Source organism: Xanthomonas sp. A1809 (genome assembly GCF_017746015.1).
Lineage (GTDB): Bacteria > Pseudomonadota > Gammaproteobacteria > Xanthomonadales > Xanthomonadaceae > Xanthomonas > Xanthomonas euvesicatoria.
Genome location: NZ_JAGHWZ010000004.1, coordinates 526,864 through 545,729, shown reverse-complemented (window position 1 = coordinate 545,729; position 18,866 = coordinate 526,864). Strand labels below are relative to the sequence as shown.

The following is an 18,866-nucleotide window of genomic DNA, read 5'->3' as shown; positions in this document are numbered from 1 at the left end:
GACATGGCGAGCACCCTGCGGCGATCAATTGGTCAATGCATACATCACGATGTTGACGCCGAACTTGGTGTTGTCTTCGGCCAGAAAACGCTTGTTGCGCCAGTCGTAATCCCATTCGCAACCGTAATCCTTGTTGCTGTAGAGCACCCCGAGCCGGCCATCGATGCTGATGCCTTTGAGATAGTCGTGCACCAGGTCGTCGCCCCAGCCATTGAGTTCGAAACCGGTGGCCGGCGGGCCGTCGGGGAAGTTGAAGAAGGCGCTGTAGAGCCGATGGTTCTTGGGCAGCTTCTGCAACGCCGTCTTGCCGAAGATCGAGGTCATCTGCGCTTCGAAGGAGGTGGCGAACAAACCGTCGATATCGTGGTTGCAATCGTCCACGAACACGAAGCCGCCGTTGCGCACATAGCGCTCGAAGTTGCGCCGCTCGGCCGGGTTGAACTCCACCAGCTTGTGACCGGACAGATAGCAGAACGGCGCCTGCAACATGCGCGGGTCGGCCAGATCCAGCACATGTTCCTGCGGGTCCACCCGCAGCTGGGTGTAGTCGATCAACGAGGTAATCAGATTGGACGGCATGCGCGCGTCCACATCCCAATCGCCGGAGTCGTAGCGCAACCGGGTGAACCAGAAATCGTAATTGCCGGCCGCCCGCACGCGCTGCGGCAGCGCCAACGCAGCGACGCTACCGAGCAACAGGCCGAGAAAGTGGCGGCGCGTCGCAGGCGCCGCCAAGTGACGTAGACCGGAAACGGGAGGTGCAGGAAAAGTATCACGATGCAGAGAGCCTGCTGTGCTCTCCCATTCTCGAATCCCGACTCCCGATTCCCGGCTCCTACTCACACCGCATCCGACAACGAAGTAAACGTAAAGTCCCGCAGCCGCATCGGCGGAATCATCATCACGAAGTTGGATTCATCGCCAGCCACGCGCACCGGCTTGCCCAGCTCGTCGATGTTGTTGAGCATGATCACCGGCGATTCGTTGAAGCGGAAATTCTTCACCGGGTATTTGATCTGGCCGTTCTCGATGTAGAACGTGCCGTCGCGGGTGAGCCCGGTCAGCAGCACGGTCTGCGGGTCGACCATGCGGATGTACCAGGTGCGCGTGACCAGGATGCCCTTCTCGGTACCACGCACCAGCTCGGCGATGTTCTTGTCGCCGCCGGCCATCAGCAGGTTGCCCGGCTCGCCGACCGCACGCTTGCCGTTTTTCTGCGCCCAGAAGCGGGAATACTGCAGGTTGGCGATCTTGCCGTTTTCCACGATGGACATCTTCTCGCGCGGCAGGCCTTCCTCGTCCCACGGCATCACTGCCGCACGCGGGTCCCACGGGTCGGCGGTGATGTTCACGCGCGGGTCGTAGACCTGTTCGCCGAGCTTGTTGCCGCCACCTTTCTTGGACAGGAAGCTGCGCCCCTCATCGGCCATGCGCGCATCGAAGAAATTCATCATGAACGAGATCAGGCCTGCGGCCGCCGCCGGCTCCAGGATCACCGTGTATTTGCCCGGCTCCAGCGCCTTGGCTTCGGCCGAATCGCTGGCCTTGCGCATCGCGATGCGGATGTCCTGCTCGGCCTTGAAGTCGGCAGCATCCTTCAGATTGCGGCCCACCCAGCCCGAGCCGCGACCATCTTCGGTGCGCACGGTGCAGGTGTAGTCGAAGCGCGCACCGCGCTGATAGCCGAAGTTGCCCTTGCTGTTGGCGAATGCGGTAAAGCTCTGGCCGTCTTCGAGGAAGCCTGCGGCGATCAGCCCCTTGCCCTTGCATGGGGCGATCGAGTCGGCCGCCACCTGCGCGCGGAACGCCGGATCAACCGCTGCCGTGGATTCGCTGAAGGTCGGGCTGGGCCTGTAGGTCTGCTTGTCGACCGCCGGCATGAATTCCGGGTTTTCCGGCGCCAGCCGTGCGAGGTCTTCGGCACGGTGCACCACGCGCTCCAGCGAGGCGTCGTCGAACGCGTTGATGGTGGCAACGCCCACGCGCTTGCCGAACGCCACCTGCACCTGCAGGTCGGTGTTGTCGACGATGCCGCTGGTGGACACGTTGTTGAGCGCAAAACGGATATTGCCGTCGATCGAGCCGGTGAGCGTGGCGGTGCACTCGTCGGCCTTGGACAGCTTGATGACCTTGTCCAGGATGGCCTTGGCCTGCGCTTCGGTAAGGATGCTCATGTGGGTTTCTCCTGTCAGCCGAGCGAGCGGGCGGTGCTGATGACGTTGATGCCATCGAAGCGGGCGGTGGACGAACCGTGCGAGACCGCCGAGACCTGGCTCGGCTGGCCCTTGCCGTCGAAGAACGAGCCGCCCAGGCGGTAGTCGCGTTGATCGGCCACGGCGCTGCAGGCATTCCAGAACTCCGGGGTGCGGATCTGGTAGGCCACGTCCTCGAGCATGCGGGTGATGGCGCCGTTCTTGATTTCGTAGAACAGCTGGCCACCGAACTGCGCGTTGTAACGCTGCTGGTCGATGGAGAACGAGCCGTCGCCGATGATGTAGATGCCGTTTTCCACGTTCTTGATCAGATCGCTCACGCTCAGCGGCGTCTTGCCGGCGGCCAGCGACACATTGGCCATGCGCTGGAACTGCACGCTCGACCACGAGTCTGCATAGCAGCAGCCATCGGAGGCGGTCTTGCCCAGGATATGCGCCTGATCGCGGATGGCCTGGTAGTCCACCAGCTTGCCGTCGCGGATCAGGTCCCACTGCTTGGTCTTGACGCCTTCATCGTCGTAGCCCACCGCGCCGAGGCTACCTGCCTGCGTCTTGTCGGCGAGGATATGCACCTTGTCGCTGCCGTACTGGAAACCGGCCTTGAGCTTGTCCAGCGTGGCGAAGCTGGTGCCGGCGTAGTTGGCTTCGTAGCCGAGCACGCGGTCCAGCTCCAGCGGGTGACCGATCGACTCGTGGATGGTGAGCCAGGTGTGCGAGGGATCCAGCACCAGGTCGTACTTGCCCGGCTTGACCGACGGCGCCTTGAGCTTTTCCTGCGCCTGCTTGGCTGCCGCAATCGCATCTTCCTTCATGTCGTAGGACAGGCCGTAATTGACCACGCCGTTGGGCGAGACGAACTTGCCGGAGGCGGCGCCATCGAGATATTCATAGCCCAGCCCCATCGGCGCGGACAACCCATCGCGGGTGCGGAACTTGCCGCTGGCCTTGTCGATGGCCGTCACGCTCATCGGCGCCCAGATGCGGTGCACGTCCTGGTCGATGTAGGAGCCGTCGGTGCTGGCGAAATACTTCTGCTCGTTGACCACGAACAGCATCGAGTTGACGAAATTGGCCCCGGCCGCAGTGGCGGCGGCATTGACGCCGAGCAGCAGGTCCACCTTGTCCTTGATCGGCACTTCCATGGCGTTTTTCTTGATCGGCGTCTTCCAGCTCACCTCGCCCACGCCCGGCGTCGGCGCCAGTTGCACCGGCGTGCCCTGCACCTTGGCATTGGCCTTGGCGATTGCCGCCGCCTGCGCGGCGGCCTTGGCCACGCCCTGCTCGGTGAGCTCGTTGGTGGCGGCAAAGCCCCACGCGCCGCCCACGATGACGCGGATGCCGGCGCCGATGGACTCGGTGTTGACCACGTTCTGCACCTTGTCTTCGCGGGTGATCACGAACTGGCGCAGGTAGCGGCCGATGCGCACATCGCAATAGCTCGCTCCGGCCTGGCGCGCCGCGTTCAAGCCGGCATCGGCCAGACGCTTCTTGCGGCCCACATCGAAGGGCGTGAGCAACTGCTCGGCGGCAATGGCCTTGCCGAAGTAGGCAGGCACGATCAGCCCGCCCATGGTCAGCCCGGTGAGGGCCAGGAAATCACGTCGCTGCACGGGCAACTCCCCAATAGTCCCGCGCGGCGCGCAGGTGGTGTGGTGACACGCACATGGCTCTGCGCGCGGTATCGGCCGATTCTTGCCGGGCGATGAATGCTGCGTCAAATGACTTTCGGCAGGGGTGCGTGTGCAAACGTTGTGCGCAGGCCGATGGCGTGGCACAACCGGCGTGCATCGAGTGGATGGCGAGCGCGGCTGGCGGTGTGCGATGACTATCGTTGCACGTTGGATGCGCAGATCCATTCCTTAAATCAGGTGCAGAGCGCATGCTCTGCGCGCTCACTGCAGGGTCCTTGCCCGCCCACCATCGCAGGACACGCTGCAAGTACGTCCCTGTAAGCTCCGTGGCGGCATCCATGCCGCCAAGGGTCCCGCGACGGTGAGCAGGCAAGGACCAGTCAAGTTGGTCGGTGTGCAAAGTTTTCAGCAAGCAAACAGCAATGGTCTCGCGCGGTGCTCTCTGTTCTTCAACAAGCAACCAGCGGACTTTCTGGTGCGGTGTCCTCGCCGATTGCGGGACCGTTGGCGGCATGGATGCCGCCATCGAGCCCCCATGGACGGGTTCACGGCGTGTCCCGCAAACGGTGAGGGCACCGCGCGCTCGACTGACCAAGCTTGAAGATAGTTAAGCGACCGCAACAAACACAATCTCAGTGCCTAAATGTGCTGAGCCAACGCAGACAACTCAATCACCACGCAGTCGATCCACCAACCCTCAACCCAACGAACGCGCGGTATTGATCACGTTGATGCCATCAAAGCGCGCGGTGGACGCGCCATGCGACACCGCCGAGACCTGGCTCGGCTGGCCCTTGCCATCGAAGAACGAGCCACCCAGGCGGAAGTCGCGCTGGTCGCACACGGCGCTACAGGCATTCCAGAATTCCGGCGTGCGGATCTGGTAGGCGCCGTCTTCCACCAAGCGGGTGACCTGGCCGTTTTCGATCTCGTAGAACAGCTGCCCGCCGAACTGCGCGTTGTAGCGCTGCTGGTCGATCGAATACGAACCGCGCCCATGGATGTACAAGCCGTGCTCCACGTTCCTGATCATGTCGGCAACCGCCAACGGCGTCCTGCCTGGCGCCAACGACACATTGGGCATGCGCTGGAATTGCACGTTCGACCACGAATCGGCGTAGCTACAGCCATCGGACGCAGTCTTGCCGAGCAGGTGCGCCTGATCGCGCGTGCATTGGTAGTCGACCAGGATGCCGTCCTTCACCAGCTCCCATTGTTTGGTCTTGACGCCCTCATCGTCGTACCCCACCGCACCCAGGCTGCCCGGCTGGGTCTTGTCGGCGACGAAGGTCACCGCATCGCTGCCCCAGCGGTAACCTGCATCGCGCTTGTCCAGGGTGGCGAAACTGGTGCCGGCGTAGTTGGCCTCGTAACCCAGCACGCGATCGAGCTCCAGCGGGTGCCCGACCGACTCATGGATGGTGAGGAACAGATTGCTCGGGTCGATCACCAGATCGTACTTGCCTGCCTTCACCGACGGCGCGGTGAGTTTGGCGCGCGCCTGCTTGGCCGCGGCGATCGCATCTTCGCGCGCATCGTAGCTGTGCCCGTAACCGATCAGCCCGCCTGGCAGCTTGTGCTTCTGGCCGGCATCGCCATCCAGGTATTCGTAGCCCATGCCCATGGGCGAGGACAGCCCATCGCGGGTGCGGAACTTGCCGCTGGCCTTGTCCACTGCAGTGACGGTGAAGGGCAGCCACAACCGGTGCACGTCCTGATCGATGTAGGAGCCATCGCTGCTGGCGAAATACTTTTGCTCATTGATCGCAAACATGCGCGAGGCCACGAAGGTGGCCCCGGCATTGAGCGCAGCTGCATTGACGTCCATCAGCAGTGCCACCTTGTCCTGCAGCGGCACTTCCATGGCGTTCTTTCTGATCGGCGTCTTCCAGCTGACCTGTCCGGCCGGCGTCACCGGCGCCAGCTGCACCGGCGTGCCACCCAAGCGCGCATTCGCCTTGGCAATGGCCACCGCCTGCCGCGTGGCGGTGGCCACGCCATCGCTGGTCAACGTATTGGTGGCCGCAAACCCCCAGGCGCCATCGGCCAGCACGCGCACGCCCACCCCGATGGATTCGGCATTGACCACGTTTTCCACCTGCGCCTCGCGGGTGATCACGAATTGACGCAGATAGCGCCCCACGCGTACGTCGCAATAGCTGGCACCGGCCGCCTTGGCGGTGGTGAGCGCGGCATCTGAAAGGCGCCGGTTGCGTGCTGCATCCCCTGGCGCAAGCAGCTGCTCGGCGGCGATTAGCCGCGTGTTGGGGAGTAGCAGCCCGGCGGCGCCGATGCCGGACAGGGTGAGGAAGGTACGACGGTCCACGTGCGGTCTCTCCAATCGATGCGTGCAGCGCGAGAGGCGCACACCGGCATCCGAGCGTTACCGCGTACACCGATTTGGTCAAGTGCTAGCGGTGTTCGATCCAAACAGTTCCCTGCAATGCAAACCGAACGTGGCCCGCATAAGCGAACGCGAGCAAGCGTGAATCGTGCGCATGGCGGTGGGCCGCGACGACGCAACCTTGACTCGGCTGCGGATGTACCAGCGCTCCAGCGGGGCGTGCGCTGTCTATCGTACGCAGGGAAATTCGACGACACCCTCGAATCACTGCACTGCACTGCACTGCATCTGGGCGCAGGCGCACTACCGGACAGTGTCGGACGGGATGTTGAAGCCGGCACTTCAGCGCAGTCTCAGGGCGTCCCGCTACGGCGGAGCTTTCGGTCCAGTACATAGCCGAGTACGCCGCCCAATGTGATCGTTAGCAACGCGTAAATCGGAATGAAGATCAGCGCCAATGCCGACTGTGCATCGGCGCGTAAATCGAGGGTTGCATGCGCCCAGGCGAGCACACCAAAGCCAAGCAGGCACGGCACCAACAATGCAATCGGACGCCGGTACAAAAAGCTGATGCACAGCAGCGCACCCCAGGCGATCGCATTGAATCCACCCAACAACAGCCAACCACCGAGGCCGACATCCGTGTACTGGCGCAACCACCCCAGTCCGAATGGCAGGCGTGCCGCATACGGCAGCACCACGCCGGCGATCACGAGCAGGAAGCGGGCACTCGCTAAAGTCATTGCAGTCTTCCCTATCTGTCGTTCAAGAGGAAACGCTAGCGCATGCGCGTGAACCGGAGAGGGTCCTACCTTATGAAATCGGTGGGTCGTTCCAGCTGGAATATCGATTCGCCCAAGTCGTCCAGCTTCTTGGCAACGATGGCCTGCGCATCGCAGATACCCCGATTGTAGAAATAAGCTCCCACCTCTTCGGCGAAGAAATCCAGCAGAAACTCCGCATCGAAGCGTCCTATCTGCTGCTTCAGTTCCTCGGTGAAATACAGCTGGATCTTGCGCGTGATTGCCGCCCGCTCGCCTTCGCTGAATTTGATCTCGGTCATGGATGCTCTGGTTGGCTCAACCACGGTATCGGGGCGATTTGCGTTGCCACACCGGCAACTTGGGGCGATTGCCGGCGGTTGAACCCAATCACTTGCTGGTCGGCATCGAGATGAAGGGTCAGATGGCAACCGGCCAGCGGGAAGGCCGCCCTGCCCGAATGTAGTCAAGGTATTCGGACTCGGCAATCCCGAGGTTAGTCCAGCGAGTAGGGTCCGCCGCCAGGAATGTGCTGGCATACGTCACGGCAGCGGCAGCGTCCGCAAAGATGGCGGCAGGGGCACAAGGCCCGTCTGGCTCGAAATATGCGAAGTCATGCAGATCCGAATAGTCTTCGCTGCCAATGTCCTCGACGTCATACATCCATACCTCGATGCAATCGTTTGCCGGCCGTAGCTCGACATGGCGAACGTATGCTGCATCGACTGGGCTTTTTCCGAGAAATTGCTCGACCGACGTGCTGCGCCGTAATGTGGCTGGAATATCGATCGGCAAAAGATGTCGCATACAGGCTCCCTGCCTTCAAATTGCCGTTGCTCCTCAAGTAAATCGAGCCGCGCCGCGATGCGGCGTCGGCTCGATTGTGCTTACTTGGACTGGCTTGCCGCGCGCTTGAAATAGGCCGTGCGCATCATCGGGTTGCCGTCCTTGAAATACGCTTCGATTTCGGTCATGACCTTGCCGTCGGCACTGACCGTATAGGTGCGGGTGGAGGCCGGGACGCCTTGATACATCAACTGCATCACCAACACGCCGGGCTCGGGCATTTTGACCGCGGCACGGTCCACCAGGTAGGTGCCCGACGCCTGACCCGGTGTGCCGTCCAGCAGTAGCGTGGATTGCGCCTGCAACTTCGTGTCGTCGTGTTCGACGATTTCGGCAGTGGTTGCCCATTTGTTACCCGGAACCTGCTTGAACTGCAGGACGACACGTTTGGGGCGTACAGCTTCCGGCATCGGCAGGCTGCTGGTGTCCAGCAGCCAGGTTCCGACCAGTGGCGATGGCGTGGTTGATGCGGAGAAGGCGGGGGTGGCCTGCAACAGGACGGCAGCCACCAGTGCAACGCGTGCGGTCTTCATGAGAACTCCCTGATCCAGACGTGATCCTTGCGGTCAGTCGGCCGACTGGTGCAAGGCAGTGCGATTGGAATCGACTTCGCGTAGACCGTCCCACTCCGGCTCCGGCCCGAGGGCGATACTCACTGCTGCCACACGTGGAGTCAAATGACGACCCATGAAGACATGTCGCGCCGGCGGCCCTCGTTTGCCATCGTCTAATGAGCGCTGCAATCAGCGGGCGCCATGAACCAAGACACCCGCACTAGGCGGGTGTCTTGTGGAATCCAGTTTGCGTGCCTTGCAAGCTGCACCCGCTGCCTTACGCCTTATCGGCATCCAGGTGATATCGCGTCGCTTCGGCCACTTCGTTCTTCGAGCCCAGGAACACCGGTACGCGCTGGTGCAGTTGTGTCGGCTGGATGTCCAGAATGCGTTCGCGTCCGGTGGTGGCGGCGCCGCCGGCCTGTTCCACCAGCATGCTCATCGGGTTGGCTTCGTACATCAGGCGCAGCTTGCCCGGCTTGCCCGGATCCTTCTTGTCCCAGGGGTAGATGAAGATGCCGCCGCGGGTGAGGATGCGGTGCACGTCGGCCACCATGCTGGCGATCCAGCGCATGTTGAAATCCTTGCCGCGTGCGCCGTCCTTGCCGGCCAGCAGGTCGCCCACGTAGGCCTGCATCGCCGGTTCCCAGTGGCGCTGGTTGGACATGTTGATGGCGTATTCGGCGGTGTCTTCGGGCACGCGCATGTTGGCCTGGGTCAGCAGGAAGCTGCCTTCTTCGCGCTCCAGGGTGAAGGCGTGGGTACCGTGGCCCAGCGTGAGCACCAGCATGGTGCTGGGGCCGTAGATACAGTAGCCGGCGGCGACCTGTTGGGTGCCCGGCTGCAGGAAGTGCTCATCGCCCGGCTTTTCGGTGCCCTTGGGTGCGCGCAACACCGAGAAGATGGTGCCGACCGAAACATTGACGTCGATGTTGGAACTGCCGTCCAAGGGATCGAACAGCAGCAGGAAATCGCCGCTGGGGTATTGGTCGGGCACCGGCTGGCTGTGGTCCATTTCTTCGGACGCGCACGCGGCCAGATGGCCGCCCCAGGCGTTGGCTTCGAGCAGGATGTCGTTGCTGAGCACATCGAGCTTTTTCTGTGCTTCGCCCTGTACGTTGCCGGTGCCGGCATCGCCGAGCACGCCGCCCAGGGCGCCCTTGCTCACGGCGATGGAAATGCGCTTGCAGGCGCGCGAGACGATGGTGATCAGCTGGCGCAATTCCGCATCGATACGGCCGGCGTGTTGCTCTTCGATCAGGAAGCGGGTCAGCGAGGGACGCGACATGGGAACGGGCAGCCTGTGTAGGAAGTGGGCCGCCATTGTCGCCATTGCCGCGTTAGATTTCGATCACTTGATGCGCGGTTTGCATCGCCGGTGATCGAATATGTGCGGATGGCGTGTGATAAGCGGGGGGTTGTCCCGCGCTACCGCATCCAGCACGCCGTGCGTCGTCGGGGCGAGGGTGCAGCAGCAAGCACAAAAAAGCCGGGAGGCTTGCGCGCTCCCGGCTTATGACTTCAGCCGCTGTCGCCGATGGCGCTCCGCGCTGCATTACACCCGGCTGACAGTGGCCACGGCCTGGGCCACGTAGTCCAGGTTGCGCTGGCTCAGTGCGGCCACGCAGATGCGGCCGGTGCCGACGGCGTAGATCGCGAACTCGTCGCGCAGGCGGTCTACCTGGGTCCGGGTCAGGCCCGAGTACGAGAACATGCCGGCCTGGCGCTGGATGAAGTCGAACTCCGGCGCGCCCAGCGTGGCGAGTTTTTCCACCAGCCCAGCGCGCAGGGAATGGATGCGCTCGCGCATTTCGGTCAGTTCCTGCTCCCACAGATCGCGCAGCTCCGGGCTGGTCAGCACGCCGGCCACCAGCGCGGCGCCGTGCGTGGACGGGCTGGAGTAGATCGTGCGGATGATGCGCTTGACCTGCGACTGCACGGCCTTGGCTTCGGCGGCAGTGGCCGAGACCACCGACAGCGCGCCCACGCGCTCGCCATACAGCGAGAACGACTTGGAGTAGGAGCTGGCGACCACGTAGCTGTCGATGCCTTCGGCAGCCAGCAGGCGCACCGCATAGGCATCGGCCTCGATGCCCTGGTCGAAGCCCTGGTAGGCGATGTCGACGAACGGGAACAGGTTGCGTTCCTTCAACAGCCCCGCCACCTGCTTCCACTGTTCGCGGCTCAGGTCTGCGCCGGTGGGGTTGTGGCAGCAGGCGTGCAGCAGCACCACGGTGCCCGGCTCCAGCTTGGCCAGGTCGGCGAGCATGCCGTCGAAGTTCAGGCCATGGCTGGCGGCATCGAAATAGGTGTAATCGACAACCTCGAAGCCGGCCGCGCCGAACACCGCGCGATGGTTTTCCCAGCTGGGGTTGCTGATGGCGATGGTGGCGGTGGGCAGCAGCTTCTTGAGCAGGTCCGCGCCCACGCGCAATGCACCGCTGCCGCCGACGGTCTGCGAGGTCGCCACGCGGCCGGAGGTCACCAGCGCAGAGTCGGCGCCGAACAGCAGCTCCTGGGTGGCCTTGTCGTACGCGGCCAGGCCGTCGATGGGCAGGTAACCGCGCGGTTTGGCGTCCTGCGCGAGCTGCTGCTCGATCTTGTGCACGGCGCGCAACAGCGGGATGCGTCCGTTTTCGTCGTAATAGATGCCCACGCCCAGGTTGACCTTGTTGGGGCGGCTGTCGGCGTTGTAGGCCTCGGTCAGGCCCAGGATGGGGTCGCCTGGAACCTGTTCCACGTTTGCAAAGAAGGACACGGCATGACTCGCTGAAGGACGAAAGAGTGGGGTACTTCCGGATCGTTGACCGCTGCTGGGCCAAACCACTTCATCGTAGCAGCCCATGGCCGGCGTAGCATGCTTCGTTCCGTACGCAACAATGCACTGCCAGTACGGATGAGGGACACTACCTGCATGTCCAGACTCACCTTGTTGGCCGCCGCCTGCGGCCTGTTCGCCACGGGCGCCACATCGCCCGTCCTGGCTGCCGATCCGGTGCCGCCCGCCTCCACGCCGATCCAGCGCCTGCCTGCCGTGCAGGTGGACGCAGCGCGCGTGCGCGGGGTGGACGACTTCGACCTGCCGGCCTCGTTCACCGTGGTGGCGGCCGATGACGACAACCGCCGTGGCGCGCAGGTGTCCGAGCTGCTGGACGGCATCCCCGGCCTAGTGGCGCGCGACCGCCAGAACTACGCGCAGGACACCCAGCTGTCGATCCGCGGCTTCGGCGCGCGCTCCACCTTCGGCGTGCGCGGCGTGCGGCTGTTGGTGGACGGCATCCCGGCCAGCATGCCCGACGGCCAGGGCCAGCTGTCGCACTTCAACGTGCTGGGCGCGCAACGGGTGGAAGTGCTGCGCGGGCCGTTTTCGGCGCTGTACGGCAACTCTTCCGGCGGCGTGCTGCAGCTGTGGAGCGCCGATGGCCAGCCGGACGACCCGTGGCGTCTGCGCGCCACCTATGGCAGCAACGCCACCGTCAACGTCGGTGCGCAATTGCTCGGCCAGCAGGGTGCGGTGCACTACAACGTGGCGGCCAATCGTTTCGACACCGATGGCTTCCGTGCGCATAGCCGCGCCAGGCGCGACTCGGTCAATGCCAAGCTCGGCTTCGATCTGGCCGAGGGCCGCCGGCTGGACCTGGTGCTCAACTATCTGGACGCACCCGATGCCCAGGACCCGCTCGGTCTGACCCGCGCCCAGTTCACTGCCGACCCGGCACAGGCCACGTCGGTGGCCACCCAGTTCGATACCCGCAAGTCGGTGCGCCAGTCGCAGGCAGGCGCCATTTTCACTCAGCAATTGGATAACCAGACGCTGCGCCTGATGGCCTATGGCGGCCAGCGCAGCGTGGAGCAGTCCCTGGCCATTCCGGTGGCGGTGCAGCGCAACCCGCTGCATTCGGGCGGGGTGATCGATCTGGACAGCAATTACGAAGGTGCCGATGCGCGCTGGGCCTGGCAGGGCGAAGCGCTGGGCCGGCCGCTGCAGCTGACCGTGGGCACCAATGTCGACCGCCAGCGCCAGCACCGCACCGGTTACGAGAATTTCGTCGGCGACACACTCGGCATCAAGGGCGCATTGCGCCGCAACCAGCGCGATGAGGTCCAGAACGTGGACCAGTTCGCGCAGCTGTGGTGGCAGTGGAGCGAGCGCTGGTCGGCGCTGCTGGGCGTGCGCCATAGCGACGTGCGCTTCGAATCGGACGACCACTACATCGTGGGCCGCAATCCCGACGACAGCGGCAAGCGCGCTTATTCGGCGACCACGCCGGTGGCCGGCATCGTGTTCCGCGCCGACGAGGATCTGCGGTTTTACGCGTCGGTCGGGCGCGGTTTCGAAACGCCCACCTTCAACGAACTGGGTTACCGCAGCGATGGCGGCGCCGGCCTGGCGCTGGACCTGGGCGCGGCCACCAGCCGCAACTACGAAGTGGGCAGCAAGTGGCGCGCGCAAAGCGGCGCGGCGCTGGAATTTGCGGTCTTCCGCGCCGACACCGACGACGAGCTGGCGGTGGCCAGCAATACCAACGGGCGCAGCACCTATCGCAACATCGGCGCCACCCGGCGCCAGGGCGCGGAGCTCAGCTGGCAACAGCCGATCGGTGCCGCCCAGCAGCTGCAGCTGGCCTATACCTTCGTCGATGCCACCGTGCGCGACGGCTACCTCACCTGTGCCAGCAGCGGCTGCGCCACGCCCACCGCACTGGTGGCCAGTGGTTCGCGCCTGCCGGGCGTGCCGCGCCAGCAACTGTTTGCGCGCTGGCAATGGCAGCCGGCGCAATGGCAGTTGGCTGCCGAATCGGTGGCCTCCGGCGCCACCGTGGTCAACGACCTGGCCACCGAACGTGCACCCGGCTACGCCTTGGTGAACCTGGAAGCCTCCCGGCGCTGGACCACCACGCAGGGCGCATTGCGCGCCTTCGCACGCATCGACAATGTGCTGGACCGGCAGTACGTGGGCTCGGTCATCGTCAACGATGGCAACGGCCGCTACTACGAGCCCGGCCCGGACCGCACCTACACGGTGGGATTGCAGTGGGATTTTGGCGGCTGAGAAACATTCCACGCACCGCACACCACCACGCACCGTGGCCTCGTAGGAGCGCCCCCGGGCGCGACGAGCCTGTCCCGATCAGACCAATCCCTACGCCATACCGCACCAGCATGATCGTCATCGACCACGCCCCTGCCGACTGGTTTCTTCTCTCCGAGGGTGATCGCTCTTGGCTGGATATCAACTGCGCGATCTCGGCCGCCGGCTTTTCGATCCTGCTGCTGTTGGACGCCACCGAGCGTGCCGCCGTGCTGGCAGGCCAGCATGCCGCATGCGCAACGTTGGCGGCCCAAGTTCAAGCCAGGCCACACGACTACGCTGCACGCGACAGCAGCGCGACCGACGGCAAGCGCGTGCTTGCGGCAGTGCGGCAATGGCGTGCGAGAGGAAGTACCGCGGCCGGCTAGTGCGCTATTGCGCCGTGCCGATGGGACTAGCCGATGGCGAGACTGAAGGTTGCGCTGCTGCCTGTGCGTGCTCGCAGCGCGTTGCGCTCTGGTAGACAGCCTCCTGCGCGAGTCCGAGCAAGTCGGCGCCGAGCCAGGCACCGTCAGATCGGCATGCTAGCCTCTGCCACGCATTCACGGCATGGAGCGCGACGATGATGGTCTGCAAGCGAACGGTCAACTTGGCGGCGATGGCGGCCGGCCTGCTGGTCTGCAACGCCGCGTGGGCAGACCACGTGGACATGCGCATCGTGCGCGACTATCCGGCCGGCACTCCGGCCATTGCACAAATCCACGCGTGGTTGCAGCAGCAATCCAGGCTGGGGACGCAGCCCAGGCAAACGCCGCCGCCGGCCGATGCCGCAGCGCTGGGCGCGGTGCGCATCAGCACCGCCATCTTCGATCGTCCGTTGAATACGCGCGCCGATGACATCAGCAACGCCGCGCCGCTGCCCGCACGCGGCCAGCCGCGCGACGAAATCACGATCGACGCCTGTACTGCCGGCCAACGCCATCGTTGGGTCTATTCCTGGGAGCAGTCCGGTCGGAGTGCCGCATGGCAGCTGCGCTCTTACCGGCTACAAACGGCAACCGACTGCCAAGTGCCACCGGAGCAATCCATGGCCATCGGCACGGCAGCAGAGCACGGTGTGACGGTAACTGGCAAACCTTAGCGCGGTTGGCAGCGCCAGCTCGGTGAATGCACAAGCCTGGCAGTCGTGTCACCGCCCGCGTTGCGTTGATTGACTCGACGTGCTTGCCGCGTGCGCTACACGCCTTGCTCTCCTCGCCGATGTTCAGTGTGTCAGTGCCTCACTGGCGAACCTGCGTTGCGACAGATGCCGCAAGCCGGCGGCCAGACGAAACGGCGCGGCATACGCCATCCTGCTGCAGTGCCATCGACGTCAGGCCGATGACGCGCTGCAGCGTATTTTTCGCGGGAATGGCAGGGTCAATCCCGGTTCCACGATGACGCAGCGCAACAGCATCGCACATGACATTGCGCTAGCACTTGCGCGGGTATACACGTTCGCATCGGACCACTTGCCAGGAGATCACGATGAACGCGCAACCTGCCACCAAGCCGCTCAACACCGATCCGCAGTCGATCTTCAAACCGCGCTACGACAACTTCATCGGCGGCAAGTGGGTCGCGCCGAAGGGTGGTCAGTATTTCGACAACATCACGCCGATCAACGGCAAGATCTTTACCTCGATCGCGCGCTCCACCGCTCCGGATATCGAAGCGGCGCTGGATGCTGCGCACGCGGCCAAGGAGGCGTGGGGCAAGACCTCCACCACCGAGCGCTCTAACGTACTGCTCAAGATCGCCGACCGCATCGAACAGAATCTCGAACTGCTCGCGTACGCCGAGACCTGGGACAACGGCAAGCCGGTGCGCGAAACGCTCAATGCCGACGTGCCATTGTGCGTGGACCACTTCCGCTATTTCGCCGGTGCCATCCGCGCGCAGGAAGGCGGTATTTCCGAGATCGACAGCGACACCATCGCGTATCACTTCCACGAACCGTTGGGCGTGGTGGGGCAGATCATTCCGTGGAATTTCCCGCTGCTGATGGCGTGCTGGAAACTGGCGCCGGCGCTTGCCGCCGGCAACTGCGTGGTGATGAAGCCGGCAGAGCAGACGCCTGCCTCGATCCTGGTGTTGATGGAACTCATCGGCGACCTGCTGCCGCCTGGCGTGTTGAACGTGGTCAACGGCTTCGGCCTGGAGGCCGGCAAGCCGCTGGCCAGCAACCCGCGCATCGCCAAGATTGCGTTCACCGGCGAAACCACCACCGGCCGGCTGATCATGCAGTACGCCAGCCAGAACCTGATTCCGGTGACGCTGGAGCTGGGTGGCAAATCGCCCAACATCTTCTTCGCCGATGTGATGGCCGAAGACGACGATTTTCTCGACAAGGCGGTGGAAGGCTTCGTGCTATTCGCCTTCAATCAAGGCGAAGTGTGTACCTGCCCGTCGCGCGCGCTGATCCAGGAATCCATCTACGACAGGTTCATGGAAAAGGCGCTTGCGCGCGTGGCGGCGATCAAGCAGGGCAATCCGCTCGATCCCAACACCATGGTCGGTGCGCAGGCGTCCAGTGAGCAGCTGGAAAAAATTCTCTCCTACATCGATATCGGCAAGCAGGAAGGTGCGCAAGTGCTGATCGGCGGCGAGCGCAACACGCTCGAGGGCGACCTGGCCGAGGGTTTTTACGTCAAGCCCACGGTGTTCAAGGGGCACAACAAGATGCGCGTGTTCCAGGAGGAGATCTTCGGCCCGGTGGTCTCGGTCACCACCTTCAAGGACGAAGCCGACGCGCTGGCGATCGCCAACGACACGCTATACGGCCTGGGTGCCGGCCTCTGGAGTCGCGACGCTTCGCGCCTGTATCGGATGGGCCGCGCGATCCAGGCTGGCCGCGTGTGGACCAACTGCTATCACGCCTACCCGGCGCATGCTGCATTTGGCGGGTACAAGCAGTCGGGCATCGGCCGCGAAAATCACAAGATGATGCTCGACCACTATCAACAGACAAAGAACCTGTTGGTGAGCTATTCGCCGAAGGCGCTGGGGTTTTTCTAACGGCACCTGCGTGGCTGATCGCCTCGATGTTTGCGCACACGAAAGCCAGCTGGGCTTGTTCTGTTGAACCATCGATGCAAAGGCATGCACACGGTGTCCGCGTGCATGCACGCCCGCACACAGCGGCAGGATATGGTGCTCGACAAGGCGGCCGGAGCGGCCGCGGGAGTTAGCCGATGCAAGACAGCACCACGCGCACTGAGCTGCCGGCGCAGGTAACGGCCACGCTGGCGGCACTGCAGCTGATCGACAAGCTGCGTGCCCAGCATGGCGATGTATTGTTCCACCAATCCGGCGGCTGCTGCGATGGGTCTTCGCCAATGTGTTTTGCGGTCGGCGAATTCATCGTCGGCGACCGCGACGTCTTGCTGGGCGAGATTGGCGGCGCGCCGTTCTACATCAGCGCGCCGCAATTCGAATACTGGAAGCACACCCAGCTCATCATCGATGTGGTGCCGGGGCGCGGTGGCATGTTTTCGCTGGAAAATGGGGAGGGGGTGCGCTTCCTGGTGCGGTCGCGGCTGTTTGACGATGATGAATTCGCACGGTTGCAGCAGGCCGGCCGGGCGTGAGCGACGCGGTGAGATTTGCCCCGTGATCACGGATCGGCCTGGTGCAGGTTGGTTTGTGTTTCAACCCACGCTTTCAGCCAGAGACCCGCCAGGAATACCTCTTCAGCCATCGGTCCCCGTCGATGGCGCGCTTCCCGGCTTCTTGGCCGGCGTCTGGTCATCGGCAGGAATCAGGCGCCCGGGCGCACCGCCGGCGCCGCGGTCTTCATAGTGTTCGGCGTCGCGCTTGCCGTGTTGTTCGCCCGGCTGGGTGGGTTGGTCGCGTAACGGGTCGCGGGACATGGTGGACTCCTAACAGCAAGATGGGCGAGCAGTTCACCGCGCCTGCGGTGAAGGGCACGCAAATCGCGCAATGCAAGCGAATTTCTCACGCATGGCTCACGGCAGCGGCGTTACTGATGTCAGCCCCCATGCCGCACCGTGGAGCCGCCCATGCGCCCCCAGGATCGCCGTCCCGACCGTCGCCTGTTCAGTGCCCATGTCGAGCCCGCTCCGCCCAGGCGCGCGCCGCGCAAGTCACGCATGCCGGATACGGCTGGCGTGGCGCAGGATTTCCATTGCTACAGCCTGGCCGATTACCAGCGCCGCCGCCGGCGTGGCGGGCCCACCTGGCGCGATTTGTCGCCGGCCTATGCGTTTGCGCGGATCACCCACGCTGCCGATTGGCCGCGCGGGGCCGACATCGATTGCGAGCAGGCCCTGGCTGCGCAGTGGGACAGCATGCGTGGAGCCTCGCGACTGGACTGGCCGCATGTGCGCGACATTGTCGAAGATGCCTGGCTGGCCCTGGACCACATTCCCGAAGCCGCAATTCATGGAGCAGCGCACTGATGGCACGACCGATCTGGACCGGCACCCTTTCCTTCGGCTTGCTCAACGTGCCGGTGTCGTTGATGTCGGGCGAGCGCAAGGTGGATCTGCATTTCCGGATGCTGGATTCGCGCGACAAAAAACCGATCCGCTTCGAACGCGTCAATGCCGACACCGGCGATGAGGTGCCGTGGAAGGAGATCGTCAAGGCATTCGAATACGACAAGGGCAGCTACGTCATCGTCGAAGAACAGGATATCCGCTCTGCGGCGCCGGAAAGCCATGAAACGGTCGAGGTGGAAACCTTCGTCGATGCAGCCGACATCGACCCACGCTATTTCGAAAAGCCCTACATCCTGGTGCCGGGCAAGAAGGCCGAAAAGGGGTACGTGCTGTTGCGCGAAACCTTGCGCGACACCGGCAAGGTGGGCATTGCCAAGGTGGTGATCCGCACCCGCGAGTATCTGGCGGCGGTGATGCCGCAGGGCGATGCATTGATCCTGTTGCTGCTGCGTTATCAGCAGGAGGTGGTGGACCCGCAGGACTTCAAGCTGCCGGCCGGTGCGGTGGGCGAGTACCGCATCACGCCCAAGGAACAGGAGATGGCAAAGCAGCTGATCGAGTCGATGTCCGGCACCTGGCAGCCGGAGAATTACCACGACGAATTCCGCGGCAAGCTGGAAAAGATCTTGCGCAAGCGCATCCAGGAAAAGGGCGGTACGACCACCGTGGACGTGGAACCCCCTCAGCACGAAGACGCCACCACCAACGTGGTGGACTTCATGTCGTTGCTGCAGAAGAGCCTGCAGGCCAATACGCGCACGCCAGCCAAGAAATCCAGCACGGCCGAAACGGCAAGCGCACCTGCAAAGAAAGCGGCGACCAAGAAAGCGCCGAAGAAAGCCGTCAGGAAGACCGCAGGCAAGGCGGCCAAGAAGACTGCCGCCAAGACGGCCGCGCCCAGGCGCAAGGCGGGATAGGCGGGGGCGCAGCACGGACGGTACGGGCGGCATGCCCGCCTGTCGGCGCGCGCTTGGCCGCGAATG

At 63.9% G+C, this 18,866-nt stretch carries 18 protein-coding genes; 7 read left to right on the top strand and 11 right to left on the bottom strand.

Annotated features, from left to right (window positions below):
* Positions 1 to 24: 24 nt before the first annotated feature.
* From J7396_RS06280 to J7396_RS06235, 10 genes are all read right to left on the bottom strand, one after another.
* On the bottom strand, positions 25 to 843 hold the full coding sequence (locus tag J7396_RS06280; RefSeq protein WP_014088927.1) for a DUF4159 domain-containing protein: 819 nt from the start codon (positions 841 to 843) through the stop codon (positions 25 to 27).
* Complete coding sequence (locus J7396_RS06275; RefSeq protein ID WP_209261162.1) at positions 840 to 2,174, bottom strand: TldD/PmbA family protein; 1,335 nt, start codon at positions 2,172 to 2,174, stop codon at positions 840 to 842. The genes J7396_RS06280 and J7396_RS06275 overlap by 4 nt, the downstream gene beginning before the upstream one ends.
* Before the next feature lie 14 nt (positions 2,175 to 2,188).
* The gene (locus tag J7396_RS06270) at positions 2,189 to 3,823 is read right to left on the bottom strand and encodes a TldD/PmbA family protein (protein ID WP_042841183.1); all 1,635 of its coding nucleotides are present in this window, start codon (positions 3,821 to 3,823) and stop codon (positions 2,189 to 2,191) included.
* Positions 3,824 to 4,541: 718 nt separating this feature from the next.
* Positions 4,542 to 6,170 carry a TldD/PmbA family protein gene (locus J7396_RS06265; protein ID WP_209261161.1) on the bottom strand — a complete coding sequence of 543 codons (1,629 nt, stop codon included), beginning with the start codon at positions 6,168 to 6,170 and terminating at the stop codon, positions 4,542 to 4,544.
* Positions 6,171 to 6,541: 371 nt separating this feature from the next.
* Positions 6,542 to 6,931: a hypothetical protein gene (locus J7396_RS06260; protein ID WP_209261160.1), complete on the bottom strand. Its 390-nt coding sequence runs from the start codon at positions 6,929 to 6,931 to the stop codon at positions 6,542 to 6,544.
* Positions 6,932 to 6,996: 65 nt separating this feature from the next.
* On the bottom strand, positions 6,997 to 7,251 hold the full coding sequence (locus tag J7396_RS06255; RefSeq protein ID WP_029818161.1) for a DUF2164 domain-containing protein: 255 nt from the start codon (positions 7,249 to 7,251) through the stop codon (positions 6,997 to 6,999).
* Between the two features lie 118 nt (positions 7,252 to 7,369).
* A complete protein-coding gene (locus J7396_RS06250) occupies positions 7,370 to 7,756 on the bottom strand; it encodes a hypothetical protein (protein ID WP_057681995.1) in 387 nt (128 codons plus the stop codon).
* 80 nt (positions 7,757 to 7,836) lie between these two features.
* On the bottom strand, positions 7,837 to 8,304 hold the full coding sequence (locus J7396_RS06245; protein ID WP_029818163.1) for a hypothetical protein: 468 nt from the start codon (positions 8,302 to 8,304) through the stop codon (positions 7,837 to 7,839).
* A 322-nt stretch (positions 8,305 to 8,626) separates the two neighbouring features.
* Positions 8,627 to 9,637 (bottom strand): class 1 fructose-bisphosphatase, encoded by a 1,011-nt coding sequence (locus J7396_RS06240; RefSeq protein WP_008573980.1) that lies wholly within the window; start codon positions 9,635 to 9,637, stop codon positions 8,627 to 8,629.
* A gap of 267 nt (positions 9,638 to 9,904) precedes the next feature.
* On the bottom strand, positions 9,905 to 11,107 hold the full coding sequence (locus J7396_RS06235; protein ID WP_014088932.1) for an amino acid aminotransferase: 1,203 nt from the start codon (positions 11,105 to 11,107) through the stop codon (positions 9,905 to 9,907).
* 156 nt (positions 11,108 to 11,263) lie between these two features.
* Between J7396_RS06235 and J7396_RS06230 the strand changes: the two genes are divergently transcribed.
* The 5 genes from J7396_RS06230 (at position 11,264) to J7396_RS06210 (ending at position 17,010) form a co-directional block, all read left to right on the top strand.
* On the top strand, positions 11,264 to 13,402 hold the full coding sequence (locus J7396_RS06230; RefSeq protein ID WP_209261159.1) for a TonB-dependent receptor: 2,139 nt from the start codon (positions 11,264 to 11,266) through the stop codon (positions 13,400 to 13,402).
* Positions 13,403 to 13,512: 110 nt separating this feature from the next.
* The gene (locus J7396_RS06225; RefSeq protein WP_008573961.1) at positions 13,513 to 13,809 is read left to right on the top strand and encodes a hypothetical protein; all 297 of its coding nucleotides are present in this window, start codon (positions 13,513 to 13,515) and stop codon (positions 13,807 to 13,809) included.
* Positions 13,810 to 14,003: 194 nt separating this feature from the next.
* The gene (locus J7396_RS06220; protein WP_011345852.1) at positions 14,004 to 14,522 is read left to right on the top strand and encodes a hypothetical protein; all 519 of its coding nucleotides are present in this window, start codon (positions 14,004 to 14,006) and stop codon (positions 14,520 to 14,522) included.
* Between the two features lie 386 nt (positions 14,523 to 14,908).
* Positions 14,909 to 16,438 carry an aldehyde dehydrogenase gene (gene adh, locus J7396_RS06215; RefSeq protein WP_209261158.1) on the top strand — a complete coding sequence of 510 codons (1,530 nt, stop codon included), beginning with the start codon at positions 14,909 to 14,911 and terminating at the stop codon, positions 16,436 to 16,438.
* A gap of 176 nt (positions 16,439 to 16,614) precedes the next feature.
* A complete protein-coding gene (locus J7396_RS06210) occupies positions 16,615 to 17,010 on the top strand; it encodes a DUF779 domain-containing protein (RefSeq protein WP_011345853.1) in 396 nt (131 codons plus the stop codon).
* A gap of 102 nt (positions 17,011 to 17,112) precedes the next feature.
* Here the strand turns inward: J7396_RS06210 and J7396_RS06205 are convergent, their stop codons facing one another.
* Positions 17,113 to 17,292, bottom strand: a complete 180-nt coding sequence (locus J7396_RS06205) for a hypothetical protein (protein ID WP_209261157.1) — start codon at positions 17,290 to 17,292, stop codon at positions 17,113 to 17,115.
* A gap of 150 nt (positions 17,293 to 17,442) precedes the next feature.
* Between J7396_RS06205 and J7396_RS06200 the strand changes: the two genes are divergently transcribed.
* Positions 17,443 to 17,841, top strand: a complete 399-nt coding sequence (locus J7396_RS06200) for a hypothetical protein (RefSeq protein WP_033478792.1) — start codon at positions 17,443 to 17,445, stop codon at positions 17,839 to 17,841.
* Positions 17,841 to 18,800, top strand: coding sequence for a Ku protein (locus J7396_RS06195; protein WP_209261156.1), 960 nt, complete (start codon positions 17,841 to 17,843; stop codon positions 18,798 to 18,800). The genes J7396_RS06200 and J7396_RS06195 overlap by 1 nt, the downstream gene beginning before the upstream one ends.
* Positions 18,801 to 18,866: the final 66 nt, after the last annotated feature.

Bases quoted from the DNA above. Each gene is read 5' to 3' on its own strand.
- J7396_RS06275 (WP_209261162.1), bottom strand. From the start codon at position 2,174: ATGAGCATCCTTACCGAAGCGCAGGCCAAGGCCATCCTGGACAAGGTC.
- J7396_RS06260 (WP_209261160.1), bottom strand. From the start codon at position 6,931: ATGACTTTAGCGAGTGCCCGCTTCCTGCTCGTGATCGCCGGCGTGGTG.
- J7396_RS06255 (WP_029818161.1), bottom strand. From the start codon at position 7,251: ATGACCGAGATCAAATTCAGCGAAGGCGAGCGGGCGGCAATCACGCGC.
- J7396_RS06250 (WP_057681995.1), bottom strand. From the start codon at position 7,756: ATGCGACATCTTTTGCCGATCGATATTCCAGCCACATTACGGCGCAGC.
- J7396_RS06240 (WP_008573980.1), bottom strand. From the start codon at position 9,637: ATGTCGCGTCCCTCGCTGACCCGCTTCCTGATCGAAGAGCAACACGCC.
- J7396_RS06230 (WP_209261159.1), top strand. From the start codon at position 11,264: ATGTCCAGACTCACCTTGTTGGCCGCCGCCTGCGGCCTGTTCGCCACG.
- J7396_RS06225 (WP_008573961.1), top strand. From the start codon at position 13,513: ATGATCGTCATCGACCACGCCCCTGCCGACTGGTTTCTTCTCTCCGAG.
- J7396_RS06220 (WP_011345852.1), top strand. From the start codon at position 14,004: ATGATGGTCTGCAAGCGAACGGTCAACTTGGCGGCGATGGCGGCCGGC.
- adh (WP_209261158.1), top strand. From the start codon at position 14,909: ATGAACGCGCAACCTGCCACCAAGCCGCTCAACACCGATCCGCAGTCG.
- J7396_RS06210 (WP_011345853.1), top strand. From the start codon at position 16,615: ATGCAAGACAGCACCACGCGCACTGAGCTGCCGGCGCAGGTAACGGCC.
- J7396_RS06205 (WP_209261157.1), bottom strand. From the start codon at position 17,292: ATGTCCCGCGACCCGTTACGCGACCAACCCACCCAGCCGGGCGAACAA.
- J7396_RS06200 (WP_033478792.1), top strand. From the start codon at position 17,443: ATGCGCCCCCAGGATCGCCGTCCCGACCGTCGCCTGTTCAGTGCCCAT.
- J7396_RS06195 (WP_209261156.1), top strand. From the start codon at position 17,841: ATGGCACGACCGATCTGGACCGGCACCCTTTCCTTCGGCTTGCTCAAC.